Genomic DNA, 24,667 nt, shown 5'->3' with positions numbered 1-24,667 from the left:
TTTATAAAAATATAATCTATAGTTTCGTCAGAGATTAATCTTAAAACTAAGTTAATTATGTAAAAATTTAGGTGATTTTAAGGCTTCAAAATCGAAGAAAAACAAACTAAATAAGCAGTATTTAGAGCCGAAAATAAGACACTGTTTTTATGTAAAAATCAATTCAAATGAAAACTCAATTAAACACCAAAATGACTCTCCTGATCAAAAAAGAAATCTAAAACCTACAAACAAGAAAAAAAACAATTAAACATTAACCAAAACCAATTTTAAGTATGAAATTATTAACCCAAAAAAAACCAAGAGATTTTCGGATTAACAATTTATCCCGCAAAGAAATTAAACTGACAGTTCTATCGTTACTCGTTTTTACATTTCAAGCTTCGGCAGCTTCTTCAATAAATACTTCAGATAAAAACTTTACCACATTATTTTTCGAAAAAACAGTAAAAGGTACTGTTACAGATAAAGATGGTTTGCCTCTTCCTGGTGCTAATGTTGTAGTTAAAGGAAGCAACAAAGGTGTTCAAACAGATGTTGATGGAAGCTTTTCGATTACTGTAGCTGATAATGTTACTAAACTTGTGGTGACTTACATTGGTATGGAAGATCAAGAAGTAACTATTGGAAATGCACCGCTAAAAATTGTCATGAAAGAAGCTGGACAAAAATTAGAGGAAGTAGTTATTGGATACGGAAAGGCAAAAAAGAAAGATATTACAGGCGCTGTAACTTCTGTTGGTAAAGACAACTTAAACTTAGGCGGTACGGTTTCCAACGTTGGTCAGGCACTACAAGGTCGTGCTTCTGGAGTTCAGGTACAGCAAAATAGTTATGCTCCTGGAACAACTCCTACTATTGTTGTAAGGGGAGGAAACTCTATTACAACCTCAAATGCACCTTTATATGTAGTTGACGGATTTATTACAGGTACTGGTGCGTCTATCAGCCCGAATGATATAGAAAGTATTCAGATTCTTAAAGATGCGGCTTCTACAGCAATTTACGGTTCACGAGGTGGAAATGGGGTTATTTTAATTACTACCAAAAAAGGAAAATCAGGAAAAATGCAGATTGAAGGTGAAATTTCAGATGGTTTTCAAAATATAATTCAGGAGCCTTCATTGTTAAATGGACAGCAATATGCCAGCATTCAAAATGCGATTGCTGCTGAAAACGGCAGACCTGCAGTTTTCCCTTCAAGTTTTCCGATTGCAAACACCAATTGGTTTGAAGCAGCAACTCGTCCAGGTGAAGTTCTAAACAGAACATTAACTTTTAGCGGAAGCGACAAAACATCCAAATTTTTCTTATCTGGAAATTACCTGAAACAAACAGGGGCTATAGAAAACACAGATTATACAAGATATAGTGTTCGTATCGGAAGTGAGAAAAAATTCACTGAAAAAGTAACAGTAGGAGCCAATGTGTATGGTGCTGCAAGCGAAGGACATAATAGTGATTTTGGTGACAATATTTTATCTCCAATGTTTTCTATCCAGACTGCACCGCCGGCAATTCCTATTTATAATCCTGACGGTTCGTACTATAAATATCAAGGAAAGGATAATGCCTTAGCTCTTTTACTTGAGCCTACAGATCACACTATCAACAGATTGGTAAACGGAAACATGTTTATGGATTATGAAGTTATCAAAGGACTTACTTATCATTTTGGTGCTGGTGCAGAATGGCAGGAAAACATTCAAGGTAAATATACTCCACGAACTCTGGTTGCAGGAGCAGCTTTAAACGGTACAGGATCTGAGGAGAACAAAACATATTTCAGATGGAGTACAGAACAATATTTAACTTATAAATTTAATATAAAAGAACAGCATTCTTTTACAGCAATGATTGGAACATCAAATCAAAAAGATACTTACGAAAGAATGAAAGCATCTGGTTCTGGTTTTGCTAATGATATACTTACCTATTACAACCTTGAAAGTGCTGCTGTTTATCTAAAACCAGAAACTCAAAAACAAGAAACAAAACTTACTTCCTATTTTGGAAGGTTAAGTTATTCTTTAGATGACAAATATTTAGCTTCATTTACAATTAGACGTGATGGTTCTTCTCGTTTTGGTCCAAATAATAAATACGGAACTTTCCCATCTGGAGCTGTAGCTTGGAGAATCTCAAAAGAGGCATTTATGCAAAATGTAGAAACACTTTCAGAGCTAAAATTAAGAGTTAGCTATGGTATTACAGGAAATGACGGAATTCCAGATTATTTATATCTGGCTAATCTTGCTCCTTGGAATGTTACTATTTCTGATGGTTCTTTTGTAGGAGGTACTGAACCCAAAAATTTATCAAATCCTGATTTAAAGTGGGAACAACAAGCCCAAGCTAATATTGGTTTAGATATGGGATTCTTTAACGACAGACTAACCGCTACAATTGATGTTTACAAAAAGAGAACTACAGATGCCCTTTTGAATGTTCCTGTTGGAGGATGGTGGGGATTTAATACCCAAACACTTAACTCGGGTACAGTTGATAATAAAGGGATTGAACTTGGTATAAGCAGTGAAAACTTTAAAAATGATAAATTCTACTGGAGAACATCTTTAAATCTTGCCTACAACAAACAAGAAGTAGTGACACTAGCAGATAATGTTAAAATAATTAGTTACAATACTTCTAATCCAAGTGGTACTGTTTCTGGTCGTGAATTTACAAGATTGGAACCTGGAAAAGAAATGAGTGTTCTATACGGATTTAAATATGCTGGAGTAATCAAAACGGGAGAAGTTTATGATCCACAACCTTTATCTAAGCCTGGAGATCCAAAATATGAGGATATAAACGGAGATGGAAAAATTACCGCTGATGACAGAACTTATTTAGGAAATTCTACACCGCATTACATTGTTGGTTTCAATAATGATTTCAGATTCGGAAATTTTGATGTGAATGTATTTTTCCAAGGAGCTCTTGACTATTCTGTTTACAATATGACCAGAATGGTTGGAGAATCAACTACCAGTACAGATGCTTTGAATCGTTGGGTTGCGGGAACAAATGAAAACACAGATATTCCTAGAGACGGTTATTACAAAAGTACATACGGAAGTTATGTGAATTCAAGATTTGTTGAAGATGCTTCTTATTTACGTCTTAAAAATTTATCTATTGGATATTCTATTCCAGAAAGTCTACTAAAACCTACCAAATTTATTGACAACATAAGACTGTATGCTATAGGTCAAAATTTATTGACAATTACAAAGTATTCTGGAAACGATCCTGAAATAAATGGACATACTAGTAGTGCCACAGCACAAAATCTAGGTGGAGGAATCGATTTCAACTCTTTCCCAGCTTCGAGAACGTTTATTTTAGGAATCAAAATAGCAATTCATTAATAGCTTTTTCACTAACATTAAATTCATCAAAATGAAAAAATATACAATATTATTGCTTTTACTTGGTGCAGGTCTACAATATTCGTGCAATGAGGACTTAGATCCTACAGTATACAGCAGTTTGACTACTACGAATGGATATCAAACTAAATCAGATGCTATTGCTGCAGTTAATTCTATTTACGGCAGATTAAAAGGACCTTCTGTAGGAGACAACTTTTCGTATTGGGCAACCCGACATTTTGCACTAACAGACATTGCAACAGATTTAGGTCATTGCCAATTTGGCGGTGATCCAGGACAATTATCATTAGGAACATGGAATTCAGCGAATGGCTTACTTTTGGAAGACTGGAATGCTATGTACAAATTAATTTCTAATGCTAATACTGCTATTTATTATATACAAAAAATGACTTCAATTTCAGAAGTTGAAAAAGCTCAATTTATTTCTGAAGCTAAATTTTTAAGAGCATCAGCTTATATGGATTTAACAGATGCTTGGGGACCAGTTATTTTAATGACCGAAGATAATCTGGCAAATCCAAAATATTTGGAACAAACACCACCAACATCTGTTGAAAAAATTGATGAATTTATCATCAAAGACCTTACAGAAATTGCTCTTGTTTTACCTGTTAACTATAAGGAAAACGTAATCTATGGATCTAATGATGTTGGTCGTGCTACAAAAGGTGCAGCACTTACTTTATTAGCAAAATTATACCTACGCAGCCACGATTGGCAAAAGGTAGCAACGCTGACACAACAAGTTATGGATCTTGGCGAATACAGCCTGTATCCATCGTACTTAGGTTTGTTTAAAGAAAGTAACAAATGGTGTAGCGAAAATATTTTCTCTTCATTAAGTGATGCTAATACCAACGGAACTGAACTATTGAACCACTTTGGGCCTACTGATCATCCTGTTGTGGCAAACAGATGGCAATATTACACTGTAAACTGGGATTTTTACAACACTTTTGGTGATGAAGATGATCGTAAACAATGTTTCTTTCCAGAATTTATGGGTTCAGATGGTTTACTACACAAACAAGCTCCAACATTAGGCGCAGAGCCGCCAGAAGGAGAATTGTATATGCCGGATGTATCTACTAGAAAATATGCAGATGACGAAACAACGACTTATTATGATGGTCATAGCGTAAACATTCTTCGTTACGCAGATGTATTATTGAGCAGAGCTGAAGCATTAAATGAACTCAACGGACCAACAAGTGAGGCAATTGATCTTATCAATAAAGTAAAAGCGAGATCGCATGCCAAACAATTGGTTTTAGCCGATTACAATCAAAATTCACTAAGAGATGCTATTTTGCAAGAAAGAGGATGGGAACTTTTCTATGAAGGAAAACGCCGTCAGGATTTAATTAGAATGAACAAATATGATGTTCTTGTAAACGCATATCACCTTAGAGTTGGAGAGGCTGCACTAGTCAAAATGCCGCAAAATAAATATTACACTTATCCACAAAGCCAGGTTGATCTTAATCCTAATTTAAGCAACGCTGATAGACAATAAAGAATACCCAATCAGGAATAGACAGTAAAAAATGTCTGTCTATTCTTGATTTTTAATACAGATGAAGTACTTTTCTGTTTCACAAAAGAAGCTTTTCAGATGATCAAAAAACTATTACTTAAAGGAAGTTTTATTTTAGCCTTACTTGCATTGGCAAGTTGTTCTAAAAATCAGGATATAGTAAATATCAATATTGGGACTCATGGCAACAACGAATTGAAAATTCAAATCGATGTTACTACGAATGACAATGTACAGGTATATGCAGAATATTGGTCTGACCAAAAAGGAACTCAAAGCAAAATAACCACTCCTATTTCAAAATCAGGGCTTAAACATACCTTAGTTCTCTGCAATATTACTCCAGAAACGAATTATAGCTATCAGCTTGTTACAGTTGCAGACGGCGAAAAAAAGCCCAGTAAAGTCTATACTTTTAAATCGAGAAAACTTCCAGAATGGCTTCAAAAACAATTTAAAGCCAATTGCCCGAAACCAGAATTACTGCCTCAAAATTTCAAAAAGGGTTTTATGCTTTTGGCAAAAAGAGAAACACCTGGAACAGCTTATATAGTAGATTACAAAGGAAACTTAAGATGGTATCATACTATTGAAGGAACTGGGTTTAAAGTAGCTCATTTTACAAAGGAACAAACCATCATTTCTATTCTTGGCAAAAATGACGAACCAACAAGTTATGGAAGTGAAATTCTAGAAATCAACTTACAAGGAGATACTTTAACACACATCAAAAAAGGACAGGGCGATTTAAAACAAGTTCTTCATCACGAAATCATAAAAAAATCGGCAAATGAAATTGTCACTTTAACTGTAGATCAAAAAATAATCGATTTAACTTCTATTGGAGGAAAAAAACAAGATACTATCAACGGAGATGGAATTTTAATTTTAGATAAAAAAGGAAAGCAACTTTGGAAATGGAGTGTTTTTGATGATTTAGATCCCTTTAAAGATAAAGATTTACTGAAAACCAAAAAAGATTGGACTCATGCCAACAGTTTAAATTACGATACTGATGGAAATTTCCTGATCTCATTTTACAATAACGGACAAATTTGGAAGATTAATTCTAAAACTGGAAAAGTAATCTGGAAATTAGGAAAAGGAGGAACTATGAAAATGGCTCCAGATACCAATTTCTCTCAGGCGCATGCCGCACACATTAATCAAGAAGGAAGTTTATTGTTTTTTGATAATGGTGTCGACAAAAAACAGTCTTCTGTATTTGCCTTAAAAGTCGACGAAAAAAACAATGCAGTTAAACTGGATTATCAAATAAAATTACCAAAAGACATTTACAATGACAGAATGGGAAGCGCTTATATGATTGATAAAGATGCCATATTATGCTGCTGCTCCAAAAGACATATCACGGTTTTAACGAATAAAAAAGGAGTGCTTTTATGGGCATTAGAATCTGAGATTCCGCCTTATCGTACACAGTTTATTCCCGAAGAAAAATTGAAACCTTTTATTCAAAATTAGAAAATGACGTTCCTGCAAGGTTTCTAAATCTTGTAAGCATAAAATAAGTTATAATAAATACAGGTTTTAGAACCTGTTAGGATAAAAATAGTAAACATGAAAAAAATAATTCTAATTGGTCTATTTGCAGCATTGCCAATGGTTGTTTTCAATTCTTGCAATACTTCGACTTCACAGACATTAGCGGCAGCAAAAACAGTTGAAGCTGATGATGAAGGTTATATTACAATTGATACTTCAAAAATTCCAGACGATCAATTTGGAGAATCTGTTCGCTACGGAAGAGAATTAATGCTGAAAACAGCCTATTATATTGGACCAAACGGTAAAAACGGACAATATTTGGGCAACAAAATGAATTGCACCAACTGTCACCAAGATGCCGGTACAAAACCACATGCATTCAACTTAATGTCTTCACACGATAATTATCCACAATATCGCGGGCGCGAAAACAAAGTGCTTACACTGGCAGAAAGAGTTAATAACTGCATTATGCGCCCGCATTCTGGAAAACCGCTTCCGTTGGACAGTAAGGAGATGGTAGCCTTTTTATCTTATTTTAAATGGATCAGCAAATTTGTGCCTAAAGATGGTAATTTTAAAGGAGCAAAAAATCTAGAAATCGAATTTCCCGATGTTGCTGCAAGTCCAGAAAGAGGAAAAGCATTATTTACTGAAAATTGTGCACGCTGTCATGGCAATAATGGCGAAGGCGTATATAATGCTGATAAATCGGGTTACATCTACCCGCCTCTATGGGGAGAATACGGTTATCAGCCGGGTTCAAGCATGCACAGAGTTATCAAACAAGCACAATGGTTAAAAAATAATATGCCTTACGATAAAGTACTTTTAGGAAAACCTTATCTCACAGACAAAGAAGCACTTGATATCGCTGCTTATGTAAATGATGACAAAATTCACACAAGACCAAATCCTAAAACATTCGATTATCCAAATAAACTCGGCAAACCTATCGATTATGCGCACAGTCCTTTCGTAGATAATTTTTCTGAAGAACAGCATAAATACGGACCTTACAAACCGATAATTGCATACTGGAAAAAGAATGGCTGGAAAGCTGTTTATTAATTTTAAATTTTAGACTATTTAAACCTGAACATACATTACAATGAAACTAAACCTAAAAAACAAACCTCTTTTAAGCAGAATAATGATAATGTGCTTTTTCATTCTCACTATTCCAATGGCGGCACAAATAAAATATTCTGACGGAAATGACAGCTGGAATCCTAATTTACTGGGCAATCACCGCGCTGTAATTGCATTTTCCAGTTCAGGAAATATTGTCAAAACAACTATTGAATGGCGAAGAAGAGATCAAAATCCAGAACTTAAAAAAATTATTGTTCAAGATGCATCAGGAAAAGAAATTCAAAATATAAAAACAGAAAATATCAATAGAGAAAACGGTACTATTTTCTTTGAACCAATTTCAGGAAAAGGAACATACTACGTTTACTATATGCCATATATCGACGAAGGAACGGCAAATTATCCGAAAGGAATTTATCAAAAACCTGAAAACAAAGCTGATGCACAATGGTTATCTAAAATTAAAACAAATACGGCAGATAATGCTGCAGTTACAGAAATTCAAAGTGTAAATGCTTTCAATAGTTTTTATCCAATGGAAGTCATTGCAACGGCTGCTGAGACTTCTGCTCTTGTGGCAAAAAACAGTGGAAATTCTTTCTTAGTTTTCCCAGAAGACAGAGAACATTCTATTAAATTAAAATCAGATTTACCACAAAGATGGATTCAGAAAGGCGTTCAAAACAGTTTTTCTGATACCGCAATGAAAGGCGAATATTTAGCTTTTCAATTAGGGATTTACGCTCTTGAAGATTTAAAAAATGTAAAAGTATCTTTTACCAATTTGGTTAGTACAACTGGGGCAACTATAGATGCTAAAGATATCAGCTGTATTAATACGGACGGAACAAGATATGATGGCAGTCCATTTGCTAGTACTGTTTCGGTTTCAAAAGGAAAAATTCAGGCTATGTGGTGCGGAATTGATGTTCCGCAAACGGCAGCGGCTGGAACTTATGCAGGAAAAGCAACAGTTACAGCTGACGGAAAATCAAAAGAAATCACACTTCAGATAACAGTTTCTAACGAAGTAACAAAAAACGGAGGCATTGACAGTCCCGAAAAAATGACGCGTTTAAAATGGCTAAATTCAACTTTAGCTCAAGAAAATACAGTTATTGCACCTTATACTCCATTAGTTGTAAATAATTCCGAAATTTCATTATTAGGAAGAAAATTAATTCTAGCGTCAAACGGATTTCCAGCGCAAATTCAGACTTATTTCACGCCAGAAATGACTTCATTAGGAACAAAACCAAATGATATTTTAAGTGCTCCTATTGATTTTCATTTTGTGGATGCTTCAGGAAAAGAAGCACAATGGAAAAACAGCGGTGTAAAATTTACTAAAAAAGAAGCTGGAATCGTTTCTTGGGAAAATACCTCAACTTCAAAATCGGTTCAAATGGATGTTAACGCTTCTGTTGAATTTGACGGTTTTGTACATTATACAGTAAAAGTTACCGCTCTTGAAGATGTTTCTTTTAATGATATCAATTTCCAAATGCCTATGCAGCCAGCTTCTGCAAAATACATGATGGGATTAGGTCAAAAAGGCGGAGATCGTCCTGCAACTTTTGACTGGAAATGGGATGTTGCGCATAAAAACCAAGATGGTGCTTGGATTGGTGCTGTAAATTCTGGATTGCAATTTTCTCTTAGAGATGAAAAATACAGCCGTCCGTTAAACACTAATTTCTATTTGCAGAAACCATTATTACTGCCAACTTCTTGGGGTAATGAAAACAAAGGAGGAATAACCATTACACCAAACCAAAAATCAGTTTTAGTAAATGCATACAGCGGCGCTAGAACGATGAAAAAAGGCGATGTATTGTATTATAATTTCAACTTATTAATCACACCGTTCCATACAATCAACACAGATTTTCAATGGGATACGAAATTTTACCACAAATACAGTCCGATAGATTCCATCGCAAAAACTGGCGCAACTGTAATTAATATTCACCACGCCAATGCCATTAATCCTTACATCAATTATCCTTTTATTGAATTTAAAAAGATGAAAACGTATATCGATGAAGCACATGAAAAAGGATTAAAAGTAAAAATCTATAATACTGTTAGAGAGGTTTCAAACAAAGCATACGAAACTTTTGCTTTGAGAAGTTTAGGCCACGAAATTTATTCTCCAGGAAAAGGCGGCGGATTCTCTTGGCTGCAAGAACACGTTGGAGACGATTATATCGCTGCATGGTTTGTTCCTGAAATTAAAGATGCTGCAATTGTAAATAGCGGTATGAACCGTTGGCATAATTATTATGTTGAAGGAATGAATTGGCTTACTCAAAATGTTGGTATTGACGGAATTTATCTAGACGACGTTGCTTTTGACAGAATCACAATGAAACGTATCAAAAGAGTTTTGACTAAAGATGGTCATCCTGGAATAATCGATTTACACAGTGCGAATCAATACAACAAAAGCGACGGATTTAATAACAGTGCCAATTTATATATGGAACACTTTCCGTACATCAATAAGTTATGGTTTGGAGAATATTTTGATTATGAGAAAAATCAGCCTGACTTTTTCTTAACAGAAGTTAGCGGAATTCCTTTTGGATTAATGGGCGAAATGCTTCAAGATGGTGGAAATCCTTGGCGTGGAATGGTTTTCGGAATGACGAACAGATTACCGTGGAGCGATGGTGCTGACCCAAGACAAATATGGAAATTATGGGATTCTTTCGGAATTAAAGGTTCTGAAATGATTGGTTACTGGAGCGAAAATTGTCCTGTAAAAACAAACAATGATAAAGTGCTGGCTACAGTTTACAAAAAGAACGGAACAGCATTGATTTCTATTGCAAGCTGGGCAGATGCTGATGTAAATGTAAAATTGAATATTGACTGGAAAAAACTAGGAATCAATCCGTCTAAAGCGACAATTACAGCTCCAGATGTTCTTAATTTTAAGCCTGCAAAAACGTTTACAGCAAAAGATGAAATAACTGTTCCTAAGGGAAAAGGATGGTTGTTAATTGTTAAGTAATTAAATGCAATAACGATCATCTTGTCCAATTTGTCATTTCGACGAAGGAGAAATCTCCACAAGTAGCTCGATAAAGATTGACGAAATACTATGCGGAGTTTCTTGCGAAGATTTCTCCTTCGTCGAAATGACAAAAAGCTCAAAAAAATAAGCCACAGATTACACAGATTAATTTTTAAACAGATTAAAAAAAATCATTTTAATCTGTGTAATCTCTGGCAAAAAAACAACCACAAAACACTAGCTCTCCATATGAAACTTAAACCTTTCTTATCAATTCTACTTTTTGGAAGCCTCTTTGTCACAGCACAAAACAAACCCACTATAAAAGAATACAAAAAAGTATTTACCACATACCCTTTTTCAGATCCTGACCCGATTCCGAAACCAGACACAAAATTTTATCCTTATTTCCGTTTTGACGGCTTTACAGACAAACCAGTTCAGAAAGAATGGAAAGTAATTGAGATAGAAAACGATTACATCAAACTGATGATTTTGCCTGAAATAGGCGGAAAAGTTTGGTCGGCTGTAGAAAAATCAACTGGAAAAGACTTTGTTTACAATAATCATGTAATCAAATTTAGAGACATCGCCATGCGCGGACCTTGGACAAGCGGCGGCGTTGAAGGCAATTATGGAATTATCGGACACACCCCAAATTGTGCTACTCCAGTAGATTATAAAATTATAAATCGTGAAGACGGAAGCATCAGCTGTGTTATTGGAGTTTTAGATTTATTAACGAGAACTTCTTGGAAACTAGACATCAATTTACCAAAAGACAAAGCTTATTTTACAACCAATTCGTTTTGGTCTAATTCGACAGAATTACAGCAGCCTTATTATACTTGGATGAATACAGGAATTAAAGCGGCTGGAAATCTTCAATTTATTTATCCTGGACAGACTTATATTGGCCATAACGGCGAATACAATTCTTGGCCGATTGATAAAGAAAACGGCAAAGATTTATCTTATTACAAAAACAATGATTTTGGCGGTTACAAATCGTATCATGTATTCGGAAAATACAATGATTTCTTCGGAGGATATTGGCATGACGAAGATTTCGGAATGGCAAGATATGGTAATCACGATGATAAACCCGGCAAAAAAATATGGATCTGGGGATTATCACAGCAAGGAATGATTTGGGAAAAATTATTGACCGATACTGACGGACAATATACAGAAGTACAAAGCGGAAGATTATTTAATCAGGCGAGCGAAGGCAGTAATTTGACACCTTTTAAACAACGTTCGTTTGCGTCTTATGAAACTGATACTTGGACAGAATACTGGTTTCCTGTAAAACAAACCAAAGGTTTTGTAAAAGCCAATAATTACGGTGCTGTCAACGTGAAAAACGAAAATGGCTGGCTGAAAATTTATTTTTCTCCGCTTCAAAAATTAAATGAAAAATTAGAAGTTTTTGAAGGTGAAAAGAAAATCTATTCAAAAGATGTTGCGCTTACTACCATGCAGTTATTCAAAGATTCCATTCAGGTTTCTGTTGATCCAAACAAGCTGAAACTCGTTTTGGGCGAAAATAAATTGGTTTGGAATGCTGATCCACAAGATGGAAATATCAATCGACCTGTGGAGATTCCGAAAGGTTTTGATCACAATTCAGTTTACGGATTGTATCTGCAAGGCAAAAATTATATCAGTTTTAAAGATTATGTAAAAGCAGAAGAAAATCTTACTGCTTGTTTGCTGAAAGATCCAAACTTTGCTCCTGCCCTTTCTGAATTAGCTTCTTTACAAATTAGAAAATTTCAATACAAAGAAGCTGTAGAAACTGCTAAAAAAGCTTTAGCTATTGATACTTACGATGCTGGTGCAAATTACAATTATGCTTTGGCAAATCTTCATTTAGGAAACACAACCGATGCAAAAGATGGTTTTGATATTGCAGCAGCTGGTGTAGAATACAGAAGCGCTGCTTACACTTCACTAAGTAAAATCTATTTAGCTGAAAACGCATTACCTAAAGCTGTTGAATATGCCGAAAAGAGCTTAATAAACAATCAATACAATTTAGAAAGTCTGCAAGTATTGGCGGTTTTGTATCGTCTTCAAAATAATTCAGACAAAGCAAATGCAGCTTTAAAAACAATTAGTGCACTTGATCCGTTAAATCATTTTGCAGATTTTGAAAAATATCTTTGGAACAGTTCCAATGAAGCCAAACTTAATTTTACAGCTGCAATTCAAAATGAAATGCCAGAACAGACTTATCTGGAATTAGGAATTTGGTACGCGAATCTGGACCGAAAAGAAGAGGCTCTAAAAGTTTTTGACATCGCAGTTCCAAGTGCAGAAATTATATATTGGAAAGCTTTTTTAGAAAACAAAACTGTTGATTTATCTAAAATCAAACCTGGAACTAGTTTTCCGTTCCGCGCAGAAACGGCTTCCATTCTCAAAACATTAGTTAAAACTAATGATCAATGGCAGTTAAAATACCATTTAGGTCTAATCGAATGGAATCGCAATAGTATTTCTGAGGCAAAAGAATTGTTTACACAATGCGGTACAAAACCAAATGATCCTGCTTTTTATGGAGCTAAAGCTTCTTTATTTAAAGATGATGCTGCAACTGTTGAGGCAAGTCTTCAGCAGGCTTTAAAACTAGATCCACAAGGCTGGAGATACCATAAATTATTGGCGGAACATTATATCGTACAAAAACAATTTGACAAAGCACTTTCAACAACAGAATCTTTCTACAAAAAACATAAAGAGAATTATTTAATTGGAATGCTGTATGCAAAAACGCTGCTGTTAAATAAAAAATATGCTGCTGCAGATGCATTTCTAACCAAATTACAAATTCTTCCTTTTGAAGGTGCAACTGCAGGAAGACAATTGTACCACGAAGCGAAATTGATGCAGGCTTTGGCAGAAATTAAAAACAAACAATATAAAAAAGCATTACAATTTATTGGCGATGCAAAATTGTTTCCAGAAAATTTAGGAGTAGGAAAACCTTACGATGAAAACATCGATGAAAGGCTTGAAAACTGGCTGGATTATCAATGTTATACCAACCTTGACAACAAAGAAATGGCTGCTAAATCTTTACAAAAAATCGTTGCTTTTACTCCAAAGGTTGATAATACAGTTATGAACTTTTTACCAGCAAATGATCTTGTTTCGGCTTGGGCAATCGAAAAAACATCTTCTTCTCAAGAAGCAGAAAAATGGTTAAAAAATCAAGCCGATTTATATCCAGAAAACAAAATTATTCAGTGGAGTTTACTCGTCTATACGAAAAAACAATCGAATATTTTAAATGAAGATGAAAAAGACGGTGAAGTCAGAATTATCGAAAAATTGTAAAGAACTTTTAAAACAATAAAATGAAAAAGCATTTTTTAAAATATACTTTTTTAGGACTTATTTTCATTGTAAGCCCAAAAATTGAAGCGCAAAACAAACAGGAAAAACCAGATGAATTAAGTATTTACAGAGTTACTCCATTAAAAACTAATGATTTAATTCATACCAAACTCGAAGTCTCATTCGATTATGGAAAACGTTATTTGTATGGAAAAGAATGGGTTACTCTAAAACCTCATTTTTATGAAACCGATTCGCTGCATTTAGATGCAAAAGGAATGGACTTTAAAGAAATTGCTATTGTAGATGGAAAAAAAACTATTCCGCTAAAATATACTTACGATAACGAACAGCTTTCAATTCAATTAAATAGAAAGTACAAAAACAACGAAAAGTATACGATTTTCATCGATTATACAGCAAAACCAGCAGAACTTAAAAGCAAAGCTGGCGAATCAATTACCAACTCAAACGGATTGTATTTTGTTAATCCTGACGGAAAAGGAGACAAACCAACACAAATTTGGACTCAAGGTGAAACAGAAGCTTCGTCTTGCTGGTTTCCTACTATTGATAAACCAAATCAAAAAACAACTTCTGAAATTTCCATGACAGTAGAATCAAAATATACTACGCTGTCTAACGGGAAATTAACTTCACAAAAAGCAAATAAAAACGGAACTCGTACTGATATTTGGAAAATGGATCAGCCAAACGCTCCTTATTTATTTATGATGGCGGTTGGGGATTTTAAAATCTATAAAGATTCTTATAATGGAAAAGAGGTCAGCTATTATTTAGAACCTAAATATGCGCCATTTGCGAAACAGATTTTTGGCAAAACGCCTGATATGATGAACTTTTACGGGAAAATGCTTGGTGTAGAATATCCTTGGGCAAAATACTCGCAGATTGTTGTAACAGATTTTTTTGGAGGTGCGATGGAAAATACTTCTGCAACTGTTCACGGCGGATATGTACAAAAAACCGAAAGAGAATTATTAGACAATAACGAAGAAAGCACCGTAGCACACGAACTTTTTCATCAATGGTTTGGAGATTTAGTAACTGCTGAATCTTGGTCAAATTTAACAATGAACGAATCTTTTGCCACATTTGGAGAAGTTCTTTGGCACGGTCACGACGCTGGACAAGATGCAGAAGACAGATCTCGTTATGAAAAACTGCAGAATTATCTTCGTTCACAAAAAAATGGAGACAGTCCAATTTTAGCACGTTTTCATTACAAAAATGCAGACGATATGTTTGATAATATCAGCTATTCTAAAGGTTCGATTATTTTGTACGCCATGAAAAACCAAATGGGTGACGAAGCCTTTTTTAAAGGACTAAATCATTATTTAACCACTAATGCTTATAAATCTGGAGAACCGCATCAGCTGCGTTTGTCTATGGAAGAAGTAACTGGAAAAGACTGGCTGCCTTATTTTGATCAATGGTATTACAATGCTGGAAGTCCAATTCTTGATGTAGCTTACAAATACGCTAACGGAAAAATTATCATTACGATTAATCAATCTCAGGATAGTGCAGTGCAAACCTTTACGTTGCCTTTAAAAGTTGATTTTTACGTAAACGGAACTAAGATAAAAAAGGATATTTTAATTACTAAAAGAGAACAAAGTTTCAGTTTTGACCTTCCTTCAAAACCTGAATTTATAGATTTAGACCCAGATAAAATCCTAGTTGGCGAAGTGAATGTAGATAAAAAAACTGCTGCTGATTATCTTTATCAATATAAAAATGCGCCATCGTATTACAACCGAATTGAAGCTATAAAATTTGCTTCAAAAGACAGAAGTCAGGAGTCACAACTTATTTTATTGGAAGGTTTGAAAGATCCTCAAGAAGACTTACGAGTACTAAGTATTAAAGCAATTGATTTAAATGAAAAACAAACCAAAGATCAGATTTTAAAAACACTTCTTGACATTGCTAAAAACGATAAAAAAACTATTGCAAGAGCAAATGCTATCGTAAAATTAGCTTCTACTGCCGATGCATCTTATAAAGCATTGATGGAAGAAAGCATTAAAGAGCAATCTTATAACGTAATTGCGGCAGGAATTTCAGGATTAACAAAATATGTGCCGGCCGACGCTGATAAAGCATTGGCTTCATTAGATGACGATACTAAAAAACATGTAACGCCATTAATGAAAAGATTTAGTAGTCAAAAATAATTATAAGAATCCTTTGAATCTGTTTTGTTTTTGAAAACCTCTCTAATCTGGTTCATTAGAGAGGTTATTTTTAAAAATTATCTAACAAAATCACTCATGAAAACTACCTTTATTAAAACTACCATAATTCTTTTTCTTTTGTTCGGATGGACAATCGCTTCTGCACAAATGATAAAGACCAAAACGCCTTCACGTAGCAAAGGCCAGCAAGATGTACTTAGATTGGCAGCAGAACCAATTCCGACAGTTCGTGTAGCTTTTATAGGTCTCGGAATGCGCGGTCCTGGAGCTGTAGAACGCATGACACATATTCCCGGTGTTGAAATTGTAGCATTGTGCGATATGACTCAGGAAAATACGTCTAAAGCAAATGAAATTTTAACCAAAGCTGGTTTCCCAAAAGCTCAAGAATTTTACGGCGATGAAAATGCATGGAGAAAAGTAACTACATTGCCAAATGTAGATTTAGTATATGTGGCAACAGACTGGCTTCATCATGCCGTTATTGGAGTTCAAGCGATGAAAGACGGAAAACACGTTGCTATTGAAGTTCCTGGAGCTCTAACCATGAAAGAAATTTGGGAACTTATTGATACTTCTGAAAAAACACGTAAACATTGTATGCAGCTTGAAAATTGCGTTTATGATTTCTTTGAACTAACGACTTTAAATATGGCACAGCAAGGTTTGTTTGGAGAAATTCTTCATGCAGAAGGTTCTTATATTCATGGTTTACAGCCATTTTGGGGCGAATACTGGAACAACTGGAGAATGGATTACAACATTAAACACAGAGGCGATGTATACGCAACACACGGAATGGGTCCAGCATGTCAGGCACTGAATATCCACCGTGGTGACAAAATGAATTTCTTGGTTTCTATGGACACAAAAGCTGTTGGAAATCCTGCTTACATCAAAGAAAAATCAGGAAAAGAAATAAAAGATTTTAGAAACGGAGATCATACCATGACGATGATTCGTACTGAAAATGGTAAAACAATCCATATTCAGCATGATGTAACTTCTCCGCGTCCGTACAGCAGAATGTATCAATTAAGCGGTACAAAAGGTTTTGCCAATAAATACCCGTTAGAAGGTTATGCTTTGGACGGAAAAGAATTAAGCGATGATGTAAAGCCAAATCACGAAAAATTAAGCGCGCACTCTTTTGTTCCTGAAGAAGTGAAAAAGGCATTGATGGAAAAATACAAACACCCGATCGCAAAAGGTATTGAAGAACAAGCCAAAAAAGTAGGCGGTCATGGCGGTATGGATTTTATTATGGACTATCGTTTAATTCATTGCCTGCAAAAAGGATTGCCGCTGGATATGGATGTATACGATTTAGCAGAATGGTCTTGTTTAGGTCCGTTGACTGAAATTTCATTAGATAATAATTCAGCTCCGGTAGAAATTCCAGATTTCACCCGCGGCGGCTGGAATAAATTGAAAAAATTAGAATTTTCAGAATAAATATATATTGGTTAGTTAAAAGAAGCAAGAGGGCACCATTAAAAAAGTGCTCTCTTGTTTATTTTAAGTCTTTTCACCCCAAAAAAAATGCCACCTGATTTTATTCAGATGGCTTTTATTATTGCTTTAAAAAATTACTTCCAGTTAAAAGTAATATTCTTTTCGATTTCACTGCTTAAACTTAAGAATACAGGACAAGTCATTGCAGCGCGTTCCAAAATAGTTTTATTCTTTTGATCAGCAACGCCTTGCATTTCAAACACAATTTCTATTGCGCCGATTCTTCTTGGTTCTGCATTCATGATTTTTGTTACTTCGGCTGTAGAGCCAACAAAATCAACATCTAAATCACGAGCTTTAATTCCCATAATAGTCATCATGCAGCTTGCCAAAGCATTTGCAACTGTATCTGTTGGAGAAAAAGCCTCGCCTTTTCCGTTATTATCTAATGGTGCGTCAGAAATGATTTCGCTTCCTGACTGCACATGAATTGATTTTGTTCTTAAATCTCCTAAATAGGTTACTTTTGATGTCATTAATTTGCTACTTTTAAAGTTAAGTCACTGTCATAGTATAAGATGTAAACACCTTTGTTAGCGTGCCCGCCATCTTCTTTTCTATAATATTGAAATTTATTATCTACCTGCTGTGTAGTCATTAAATCTGCTGTTTCCTGAAAAGTTTTTCCCTGTACCAAACGCATCATCGTATCAAAAGTGACATCGAAACCTCTTGTTGCATAAGTAGTTGGGTTTATTTTGTTTTTCAGACGGTATTGCTTTTCATAAATTAAAACTGCTTGTTCGTCACTTTCACGAGTTACAGAAGGATACATTAATTTTAATTTCACTAAGTTATCAAAACTAATTTCATCAGTATCCAATGTACTGTTCGGTTCTAGAATTACCAGTTGAACCTGACACGTTTTCTGAGAATCAATTAGTGCTTTAATGGTAGTTTTAATCATTGCAGTATTTGCCGTTTCCATCACCACATAATTCATTCGGTTTGGAATTAAAAGGCTTTTTAAATTCGCAACATCCAGACCTCCAGTCTCAGTTAAAGATGCAAATGCAACACCTTTCTGATTTTGTTTAATATAATTAACAACAGATTCTTTTTTCTTATCTACAACAGCAACAATATTTCCGTTTTTAGATCGCATATAATCAAAAACAGCATTTTTAATTACATCATTTGATGGTATAGACTGATACAAATTCTCAATCGGGTTTGCACTGTCTTTTGATAATGGAGAAATAACAGGAACATTATACAAACGAAGTGTATTAGCTGTTGATTCAGCATTATTTTGGTAAAATGGTCCTATAACTGCATCAGCATCTTGAAGTTTACTAATTAAACTAGGCACATTTGAAGTCGTTTTTGTTTCCTGAGAATCATATATAGCCACATCAATTGGCAGTTTCAATGTTTTCGCAGAGTCAATTGCCATCATCGCTCCAGAATAAAAATCTAAAGTCATGTTTAAGAACTTATCATTTTTAATTCTGTTAGCAGTTCCAGAAGTATCGCTTTGTACTTTAGCCAAATTAAAAGGAAGTAACAAAACTACTTTTTTACGTTCATTGGCACCTCTTTTTTTGCTCAGCTCTACAATTTCTGGATTAGCATTTTCAGATGATTTTACCTTGTCAATAATTTTAATTCCTCCTCCAGTGCTTTCAATAGGTTTGTCGATTGCAGAATCAGCTGTTTTTTCAACTGGAACCTGCGCTGCAATAATTGGAGCCGGTGCCACATATCCTGCAGGAACTTTTAAAACCATTCCTTCTTTTACACCCTCAGAAAGTGAAGGATTTAATGCCACTAATTCATCTTGCGTTAAATGAAAAACTCTTCCTAAACTATAAAAAGTTTCTTTTGGCTTTACCTGATATTCCATGTAAGTCACTGCTTTTTTAGAAGTTTCAGCAGGTTTTTTACTTTCTACAGATTTTGCTGTTTCAACTGAAGCAGTTTCAGTTTTCGGCGCTTTTCCTTTGATTGTCAATCTATAACCAACAGGCAGACTAGCAACAATATCTGGATTGCGTTTTTCTAATTCTTCCACAGTCATATTATACTGTTTTGCAATGCCAAATTTAGTCTCTTTTGGCTGTACATCGTGATATACATATTTTTCTGAACCTTTTTCTTTTGCAGGTTTTGTTGCTGTTTTTGGAGCAGATCCTTTAGCAGGAATGACTAATTTTTGTCCAATTTGAACACCTGTTTTTTCTAAAAATGGATTCGCTGCTTTTAAAGCTTCGTCTGATATTCCGTATTTCTTCTCAATGCTGTAAAAAGTTTCTTTTGGCTGCACTTCATGAATCACTTCTTTTCCAGAAGCTGCAGGAGCTTTTGTTTCAGAAACTTCCTTTTTGGCTTCACCTGTTTTCGTCGGAATCAACAATACCGAATTAGGAGTCAAACCTGTTCTTGCATCTGGATTTAATTGATAAATATCAAAAGGCGTTACCTTAAATTTCTGCGCAATCTGATTAATAGTTTCTCCACTGGAAACCTTATACTTAACCACCTTTTCCTGAGAAAAAGCATTTGAAGAGATAAAGAATACAAAAGACAATAATGTTAAATAATATTTCATAATAAGGCTTAAAAACAATTTAATTTCTAATTCTAAAAGCAAGTTACAAATTTTCCTTAAAGCAAAATTCGCGCCGTTTGTTTAATCGTTCAAAAATTACCTCAAATCAATTTCTACTTTGGCAATAATGACTTCTTTATATAACTCATCTTCTTCTTTTTTCTTGCATTGATAAAGCACTTCTTCCATGTTTTCGAACTTATCACTGTAAACATAGTACGAAAGGCTGTTAATATTAAAGAAGAAACTAGCGTTAAAATCGCCAGAATCAATGAGTTTCATAATAAACTTATCGCGGTCAACTGCGTCTGTAAATATACCCAAAACTAAGTAATACCCATTCGAAACTTCTTTAAGATTATCATAAACTTCCACTTTTACTGTTTTATCAGCTCTTAACGGATTGTCTTTCAATTCTTGTTTCATTTCTTCCAATGAAATTGTTTTTGAACTTTCGGCAGTAGAATTTTTATTCTGTTTTTTAACCGCTTCATCCTGATATTTTTTCAATTTAACCAAAGCCAGCTTGTCGTCAAATTTTCTAGCTTCCATACTGTAATAAGCAGCTTTACTGATGTGTCTTTTTACTTCTATTTTTTTCTGAATATCGAGCGAGTCAATTTTTGCAATCAAAAGCTGATTTTGTGCATCACCCTGCTCCTGCTCTATTTTATAACGTTTAATTTCTTCTAACGACAAACGCTGCTGCAAAGAAGCTGCACTATTATTTTTTTCGCTTTCGCGGATTTTCTTCTTATACTCCTGATTTTCCTCAACTGCAATTCGTTCTACTTTATTCATCAAACCGGCATAAGCTTTTCTATTTTCTGCCAGTTCTTTCTTTAATTGAGAAGATAATTCATTGGTTTTATTGATTCCCTCAGAAGATTGTTTTTCCAATCTTTTTGATTCATCAACATTTAAAATATCCATTCTCTTCAATTCTTTCAAATCATTATTCATCGAATTGACTAATGAATCTAATTTTGCCATTAAAATATCCTGAACATTTTTATTGGCTTCTAATACCAAACGCAGTTTTTCTACCGAATTTTCTTTCGAACCATTCATCTCATTCAGATTGACTTTCAAATCATTAATTTTTATAATTTTCTGATTCATCTCTTTCTGAACAATAAGACGATCTTTTAAATCATCGATCTCAACCGTTTTTGCTTTTGTTTTTTCAACCACAACCTGTTTTTCTGCCAAAGCCAGCATCAATTCTTCACTTTCGTTTGCTGGTTTTATTGCTGTTGTATTGATTGCCAATTTGTTGCCAACTACCAATCCGTTAACAATTTCCGGGTTTTGAGATTCAAGCTGATCAATTGAGATTCCGTATTTCTTTGCAATAGAAAACTTTGTTTCTTTTGGTTCAACCACATGAAAAACAGTTTCTTGATTAATGACACGAACTCTTCCGTCTAAAGTTTTTCTTTTGTTTGGAATGACAATTGTCTGACCAATCTGCAGTCCGTTTTGAAGTATTTCTTTATTTAAGTTTTCTAAATCCTGAACCGAAACATTGTATTGTCTCGCAATACTAAACAAAGATTCTTTAGCCAAAACCTGATGAGTGGTTTTAGATGAAACAACAGTTTCCTGCTTAGATGAATGTTCTGAATTTTGAGGAATTATTAATTCTTGACCGATTTGAAGTCCGCTGGCAAGAATTTCTTGATTAGCATTTTGAATGGCTTCTACAGAAACATGATATTTTTTAGATAAGCCGAAGAGCGTTTCTTTGGGCGCAACAATATGTGTTTTACTTTGCTCTTTAATTATGGTTTGGGAGTTGTGAACTGGAATCTTTATAATCTGATTATCCTTGATTCCATTTTGCGATTCGGGGTTGAGTTTGTAAATCTCATCTATAGAAACCTTATACTTTTGGGCAATAAAATAAGCAGTTTCTCCTTTTTGAATCTTGTGCTCAATAATTGAATCTTGCGCAGTTATTTTGTTAAAAGACAAAATAAAGACAAGAGAAATTGTTAAAAGTTCTCTCATAAATAGTAGGTTATAAAAAATTAAGGCCTTACAAATGTAAGACCTTAATTTTAAAATACGCTGCTATTCCCACTCAATTGTTGCAGGTGGTTTTGAACTAATATCGTAAACTACACGATTCACACCTTTTACCTTGTTGATAATATCGTTCGATACTTTCATCAAGAAATCATACGGTAAGTGAACCCAGTCAGCAGTCATACCATCTGTTGATTCTACTGCTCTAAGCGCTACTACTTTTTCGTAAGTACGCTCATCGCCCATAACTCCAACACTGTTTACCGGAAGCAAAATCGCTCCAGCCTGCCAAACTTTGTCGTACAATCCCCAAGATTTTAATCCTTCGATAAAAACAGAATCAACATCTTGTAAAATTTGTACTTTCTCTGGAGTAATATCTCCTAAAATTCTAATTGATAATCCTGGTCCTGGGAAAGGGTGTCTTCCTAATAATTCAGGATCTATTCCTAAAGTAGCTCCAACTCTACGAACTTCGTCTTTAAACAACATTCTAAGCGGCTCTACAATTTTTAATTTCATATAATCTGGCAATCCACCAACATTATGGTGCGATTTAATAGTTGCAGATGGTCCTTTTACAGAAACAGACTCGATAACGTCTGGGTAAATTGTTCCTTGTGCTAACCATTTTACGTCTTCAATTAAATGCGATTCGTCATCAAAAACTTCGATGAAAACACGTCCAATAGTTTTACGTTTAGTTTCAGGATCACTAATTCCTGCTAATTCAGAAAGAAAACGATCTCCTGCATCTACACCTTTTACGTTTAATCCCATTCCCTTATATTGGTTCAATACATTTTGGAATTCGTTTTTACGTAAAAGACCGTTGTTTACGAAAATACAGTAAAGATTTTTACCAATTGCCTGATGCAATAAAACCGCAGCAACAGTAGAATCTACACCGCCTGATAATCCTAAAACAACTTTATCATTTCCTAATTTCTCTTTTAATTCTCCCACCATTTCTTCTACGAAAGCATTTGGTGTAAAGTTTTGAGGAACTTCGGCAATTTTAACTAAAAAGTTTTCCAGCATTTTTGATCCATCTGTTGAATGGTAAACCTCTGGATGGTATTGAATGGCATAAGTAGTTTCGCCTTCAATTTTGTAAGCTGCAAATTCTACATCATGCGTGCTTGCTAATTTTACAGCATTTGTTGGAAGCGCTTTGATACTATCACTGTGGCTCATCCAAACTTGACTGTTTTCTGAAACTCCTTCAAAAAAAGTTTCATTCTCTTTAATATAAGACAAGTTTGCTCTACCATATTCTCTGGTATTTGATGCTGCTACTTCTCCACCGCTGAAGTGCGCTAAATACTGCGCTCCATAACAAACGGCAAGCATTGGAAGTTTGCCTCTAATTTGCGATAAGTCAGGATGTGGTGCGTCTTCTCCTCTAACAGAGAAAGGGCTTCCTCCTAAAATTACGGCTTTATAACTTGATAAATCACTTGGAATGTGATTGTAAGGAAAAATTTCGCAGAATATATTTAATTCGCGAACTCTACGCGCAATAAGTTGAGTATATTGCGATCCGAAATCTAAAATAAGTACGTTGTGTTGCATGCGCAAAAATACTTTTTATATTCGAAATTGAAAAATGGAATTTTGATTTTTTTTTTAGAAAGGTTCTAAGGTTCTGAGATACTAAGGTTCTTAGTTTTATTTATAACCTAAAAAAGAAAAAACTTAGCGCCTTAGAACCTTAGCAACTTAGTTTCTGTAAAAAAAATCTAAAAAAGAAAATATTTCGTATATAACGAAGAACCCAATTACAATTTAACTATGAAATCAAAATTTGTTGCCGTTACCCTATTATTATCGTTAGTTTTAACTTCTTGTGATGCTGTTGATGATCTATTAAGTTTCAATATTTCGAATGAGACTTCTATTAAAATTAAGAGCACATCTCCTATCAATTTACCTTCGGAAATAATCACTCCCGATGTTACAACCAATTCTTCAGCTGAATTTGAAAACAATAAAACGAAGGCTAGTTTGGTCAAAGATGTAAAAATCAGATCACTTAAATTATCCATTTCCGAACCTTCCGATAAAACTTTTACGTTTTTAAAGTCGGTTCATCTATATATTTCGACAACCAATTCTGATGAAGTTGAATTAGCTTACCAAGAAAACATTAATACAAGTGCAAATACAATCGATTTGATTTGCACCGATAAAAAATTAGATCAGTACATAAAAGCAGACAGCTACAAAATTAGAACTCAGGTAACCTTAAAAGAAACCCTTACAAAAGATGTGACCGTAAAAGCAGATATGAAGTTTAGAGTGACTGCGGATCCGTTCTAATCTTAGAGGCTAAGGTTCTGAGATGCTGAGATGCTAAGTTTCTTAGCTGAAAGGTTCAAAGAAAAAAGGTTTAAACTTTTTTCTTTGAACCTTTTTTTATACTTGAAAAATAAA

The 24,667-nt window shown here is 34.5% G+C and carries 13 protein-coding genes; 9 read left to right on the top strand and 4 right to left on the bottom strand.

The features are described from left to right. The first annotated feature begins 275 nt into the window (after nucleotides 1–275). From QE431_RS06360 to QE431_RS06325, 8 genes are all read left to right on the top strand, one after another. On the top strand, nucleotides 276–3,374 hold the full coding sequence (locus QE431_RS06360) for a TonB-dependent receptor (RefSeq protein WP_307293930.1): 3,099 nt from the start codon (nucleotides 276–278) through the stop codon (nucleotides 3,372–3,374). 31 nt (nucleotides 3,375–3,405) lie between these two features. Then, nucleotides 3,406–4,917, top strand: coding sequence for a RagB/SusD family nutrient uptake outer membrane protein (locus QE431_RS06355; RefSeq protein ID WP_134140825.1), 1,512 nt, complete (start codon nucleotides 3,406–3,408; stop codon nucleotides 4,915–4,917). A gap of 99 nt (nucleotides 4,918–5,016) precedes the next feature. Further along, nucleotides 5,017–6,423, top strand: a complete 1,407-nt coding sequence (locus QE431_RS06350; protein WP_307293926.1) for an aryl-sulfate sulfotransferase — start codon at nucleotides 5,017–5,019, stop codon at nucleotides 6,421–6,423. Nucleotides 6,424–6,519: 96 nt separating this feature from the next. Then, a complete protein-coding gene (locus QE431_RS06345) occupies nucleotides 6,520–7,518 on the top strand; it encodes a c-type cytochrome (protein WP_307293924.1) in 999 nt (332 codons plus the stop codon). 40 nt (nucleotides 7,519–7,558) lie between these two features. Then, a complete protein-coding gene (locus QE431_RS06340) occupies nucleotides 7,559–10,561 on the top strand; it encodes a glycoside hydrolase domain-containing protein (protein ID WP_307293922.1) in 3,003 nt (1,000 codons plus the stop codon). 252 nt (nucleotides 10,562–10,813) lie between these two features. Next, a complete protein-coding gene (locus QE431_RS06335) occupies nucleotides 10,814–13,909 on the top strand; it encodes a DUF5107 domain-containing protein (RefSeq protein WP_307293920.1) in 3,096 nt (1,031 codons plus the stop codon). Nucleotides 13,910–13,929: 20 nt separating this feature from the next. After that, the gene (locus QE431_RS06330; protein WP_307293918.1) at nucleotides 13,930–16,113 is read left to right on the top strand and encodes a M1 family metallopeptidase; all 2,184 of its coding nucleotides are present in this window, start codon (nucleotides 13,930–13,932) and stop codon (nucleotides 16,111–16,113) included. A 96-nt stretch (nucleotides 16,114–16,209) separates the two neighbouring features. Continuing rightward, a complete protein-coding gene (locus QE431_RS06325; RefSeq protein WP_307293917.1) occupies nucleotides 16,210–17,589 on the top strand; it encodes a Gfo/Idh/MocA family protein in 1,380 nt (459 codons plus the stop codon). A 134-nt stretch (nucleotides 17,590–17,723) separates the two neighbouring features. Here QE431_RS06325 and QE431_RS06320 read toward each other — a convergent pair whose 3' ends face one another. The 4 genes from QE431_RS06320 to guaA form a co-directional block, all read right to left on the bottom strand. Next, nucleotides 17,724–18,125, bottom strand: a complete 402-nt coding sequence (locus tag QE431_RS06320; RefSeq protein WP_057118871.1) for an OsmC family protein — start codon at nucleotides 18,123–18,125, stop codon at nucleotides 17,724–17,726. After that, complete coding sequence (locus QE431_RS06315; protein ID WP_307293915.1) at nucleotides 18,125–20,200, bottom strand: LysM peptidoglycan-binding domain-containing protein; 2,076 nt, start codon at nucleotides 20,198–20,200, stop codon at nucleotides 18,125–18,127. The genes QE431_RS06320 and QE431_RS06315 overlap by 1 nt, the downstream gene beginning before the upstream one ends. A gap of 96 nt (nucleotides 20,201–20,296) precedes the next feature. Next, nucleotides 20,297–22,213 (bottom strand): LysM peptidoglycan-binding domain-containing protein, encoded by a 1,917-nt coding sequence (locus QE431_RS06310; protein WP_307293912.1) that lies wholly within the window; start codon nucleotides 22,211–22,213, stop codon nucleotides 20,297–20,299. Between the two features lie 63 nt (nucleotides 22,214–22,276). Next, the gene (guaA, locus tag QE431_RS06305) at nucleotides 22,277–23,806 is read right to left on the bottom strand and encodes a glutamine-hydrolyzing GMP synthase (RefSeq protein WP_057118875.1); all 1,530 of its coding nucleotides are present in this window, start codon (nucleotides 23,804–23,806) and stop codon (nucleotides 22,277–22,279) included. Between the two features lie 219 nt (nucleotides 23,807–24,025). Between guaA and QE431_RS06300 the strand changes: the two genes are divergently transcribed. After that, nucleotides 24,026–24,553, top strand: a complete 528-nt coding sequence (locus QE431_RS06300) for a hypothetical protein (protein ID WP_134140814.1) — start codon at nucleotides 24,026–24,028, stop codon at nucleotides 24,551–24,553. Nucleotides 24,554–24,667: the final 114 nt, after the last annotated feature.

This window comes from Flavobacterium sp. SORGH_AS_0622 (genome assembly GCF_030818825.1).
Lineage (GTDB): Bacteria > Bacteroidota > Bacteroidia > Flavobacteriales > Flavobacteriaceae > Flavobacterium.
Note: the sequence above shows the minus strand (reverse complement) of the source record. Positions and strands in the feature narration are given on the sequence as shown.

What these genes read in the sequence shown, in the direction of transcription:
- QE431_RS06345 (WP_307293924.1), top strand. Translation starts at nt 6,520, where the DNA reads ATGAAAAAAATAATTCTAATTGGTCTATTTGCAGCATTGCCAATGGTT.
- QE431_RS06300 (WP_134140814.1), top strand. Translation starts at nt 24,026, where the DNA reads ATGAAATCAAAATTTGTTGCCGTTACCCTATTATTATCGTTAGTTTTA.
- QE431_RS06320 (WP_057118871.1), bottom strand. Translation starts at nt 18,125, where the DNA reads ATGACATCAAAAGTAACCTATTTAGGAGATTTAAGAACAAAATCAATT.
- QE431_RS06335 (WP_307293920.1), top strand. Translation starts at nt 10,814, where the DNA reads ATGAAACTTAAACCTTTCTTATCAATTCTACTTTTTGGAAGCCTCTTT.
- QE431_RS06340 (WP_307293922.1), top strand. Translation starts at nt 7,559, where the DNA reads ATGAAACTAAACCTAAAAAACAAACCTCTTTTAAGCAGAATAATGATA.
- QE431_RS06360 (WP_307293930.1), top strand. Translation starts at nt 276, where the DNA reads ATGAAATTATTAACCCAAAAAAAACCAAGAGATTTTCGGATTAACAAT.
- QE431_RS06350 (WP_307293926.1), top strand. Translation starts at nt 5,017, where the DNA reads ATGATCAAAAAACTATTACTTAAAGGAAGTTTTATTTTAGCCTTACTT.
- QE431_RS06325 (WP_307293917.1), top strand. Translation starts at nt 16,210, where the DNA reads ATGAAAACTACCTTTATTAAAACTACCATAATTCTTTTTCTTTTGTTC.
- QE431_RS06355 (WP_134140825.1), top strand. Translation starts at nt 3,406, where the DNA reads ATGAAAAAATATACAATATTATTGCTTTTACTTGGTGCAGGTCTACAA.
- QE431_RS06310 (WP_307293912.1), bottom strand. Translation starts at nt 22,213, where the DNA reads ATGAGAGAACTTTTAACAATTTCTCTTGTCTTTATTTTGTCTTTTAAC.
- QE431_RS06315 (WP_307293915.1), bottom strand. Translation starts at nt 20,200, where the DNA reads ATGAAATATTATTTAACATTATTGTCTTTTGTATTCTTTATCTCTTCA.
- guaA (WP_057118875.1), bottom strand. Translation starts at nt 23,806, where the DNA reads ATGCAACACAACGTACTTATTTTAGATTTCGGATCGCAATATACTCAA.
- QE431_RS06330 (WP_307293918.1), top strand. Translation starts at nt 13,930, where the DNA reads ATGAAAAAGCATTTTTTAAAATATACTTTTTTAGGACTTATTTTCATT.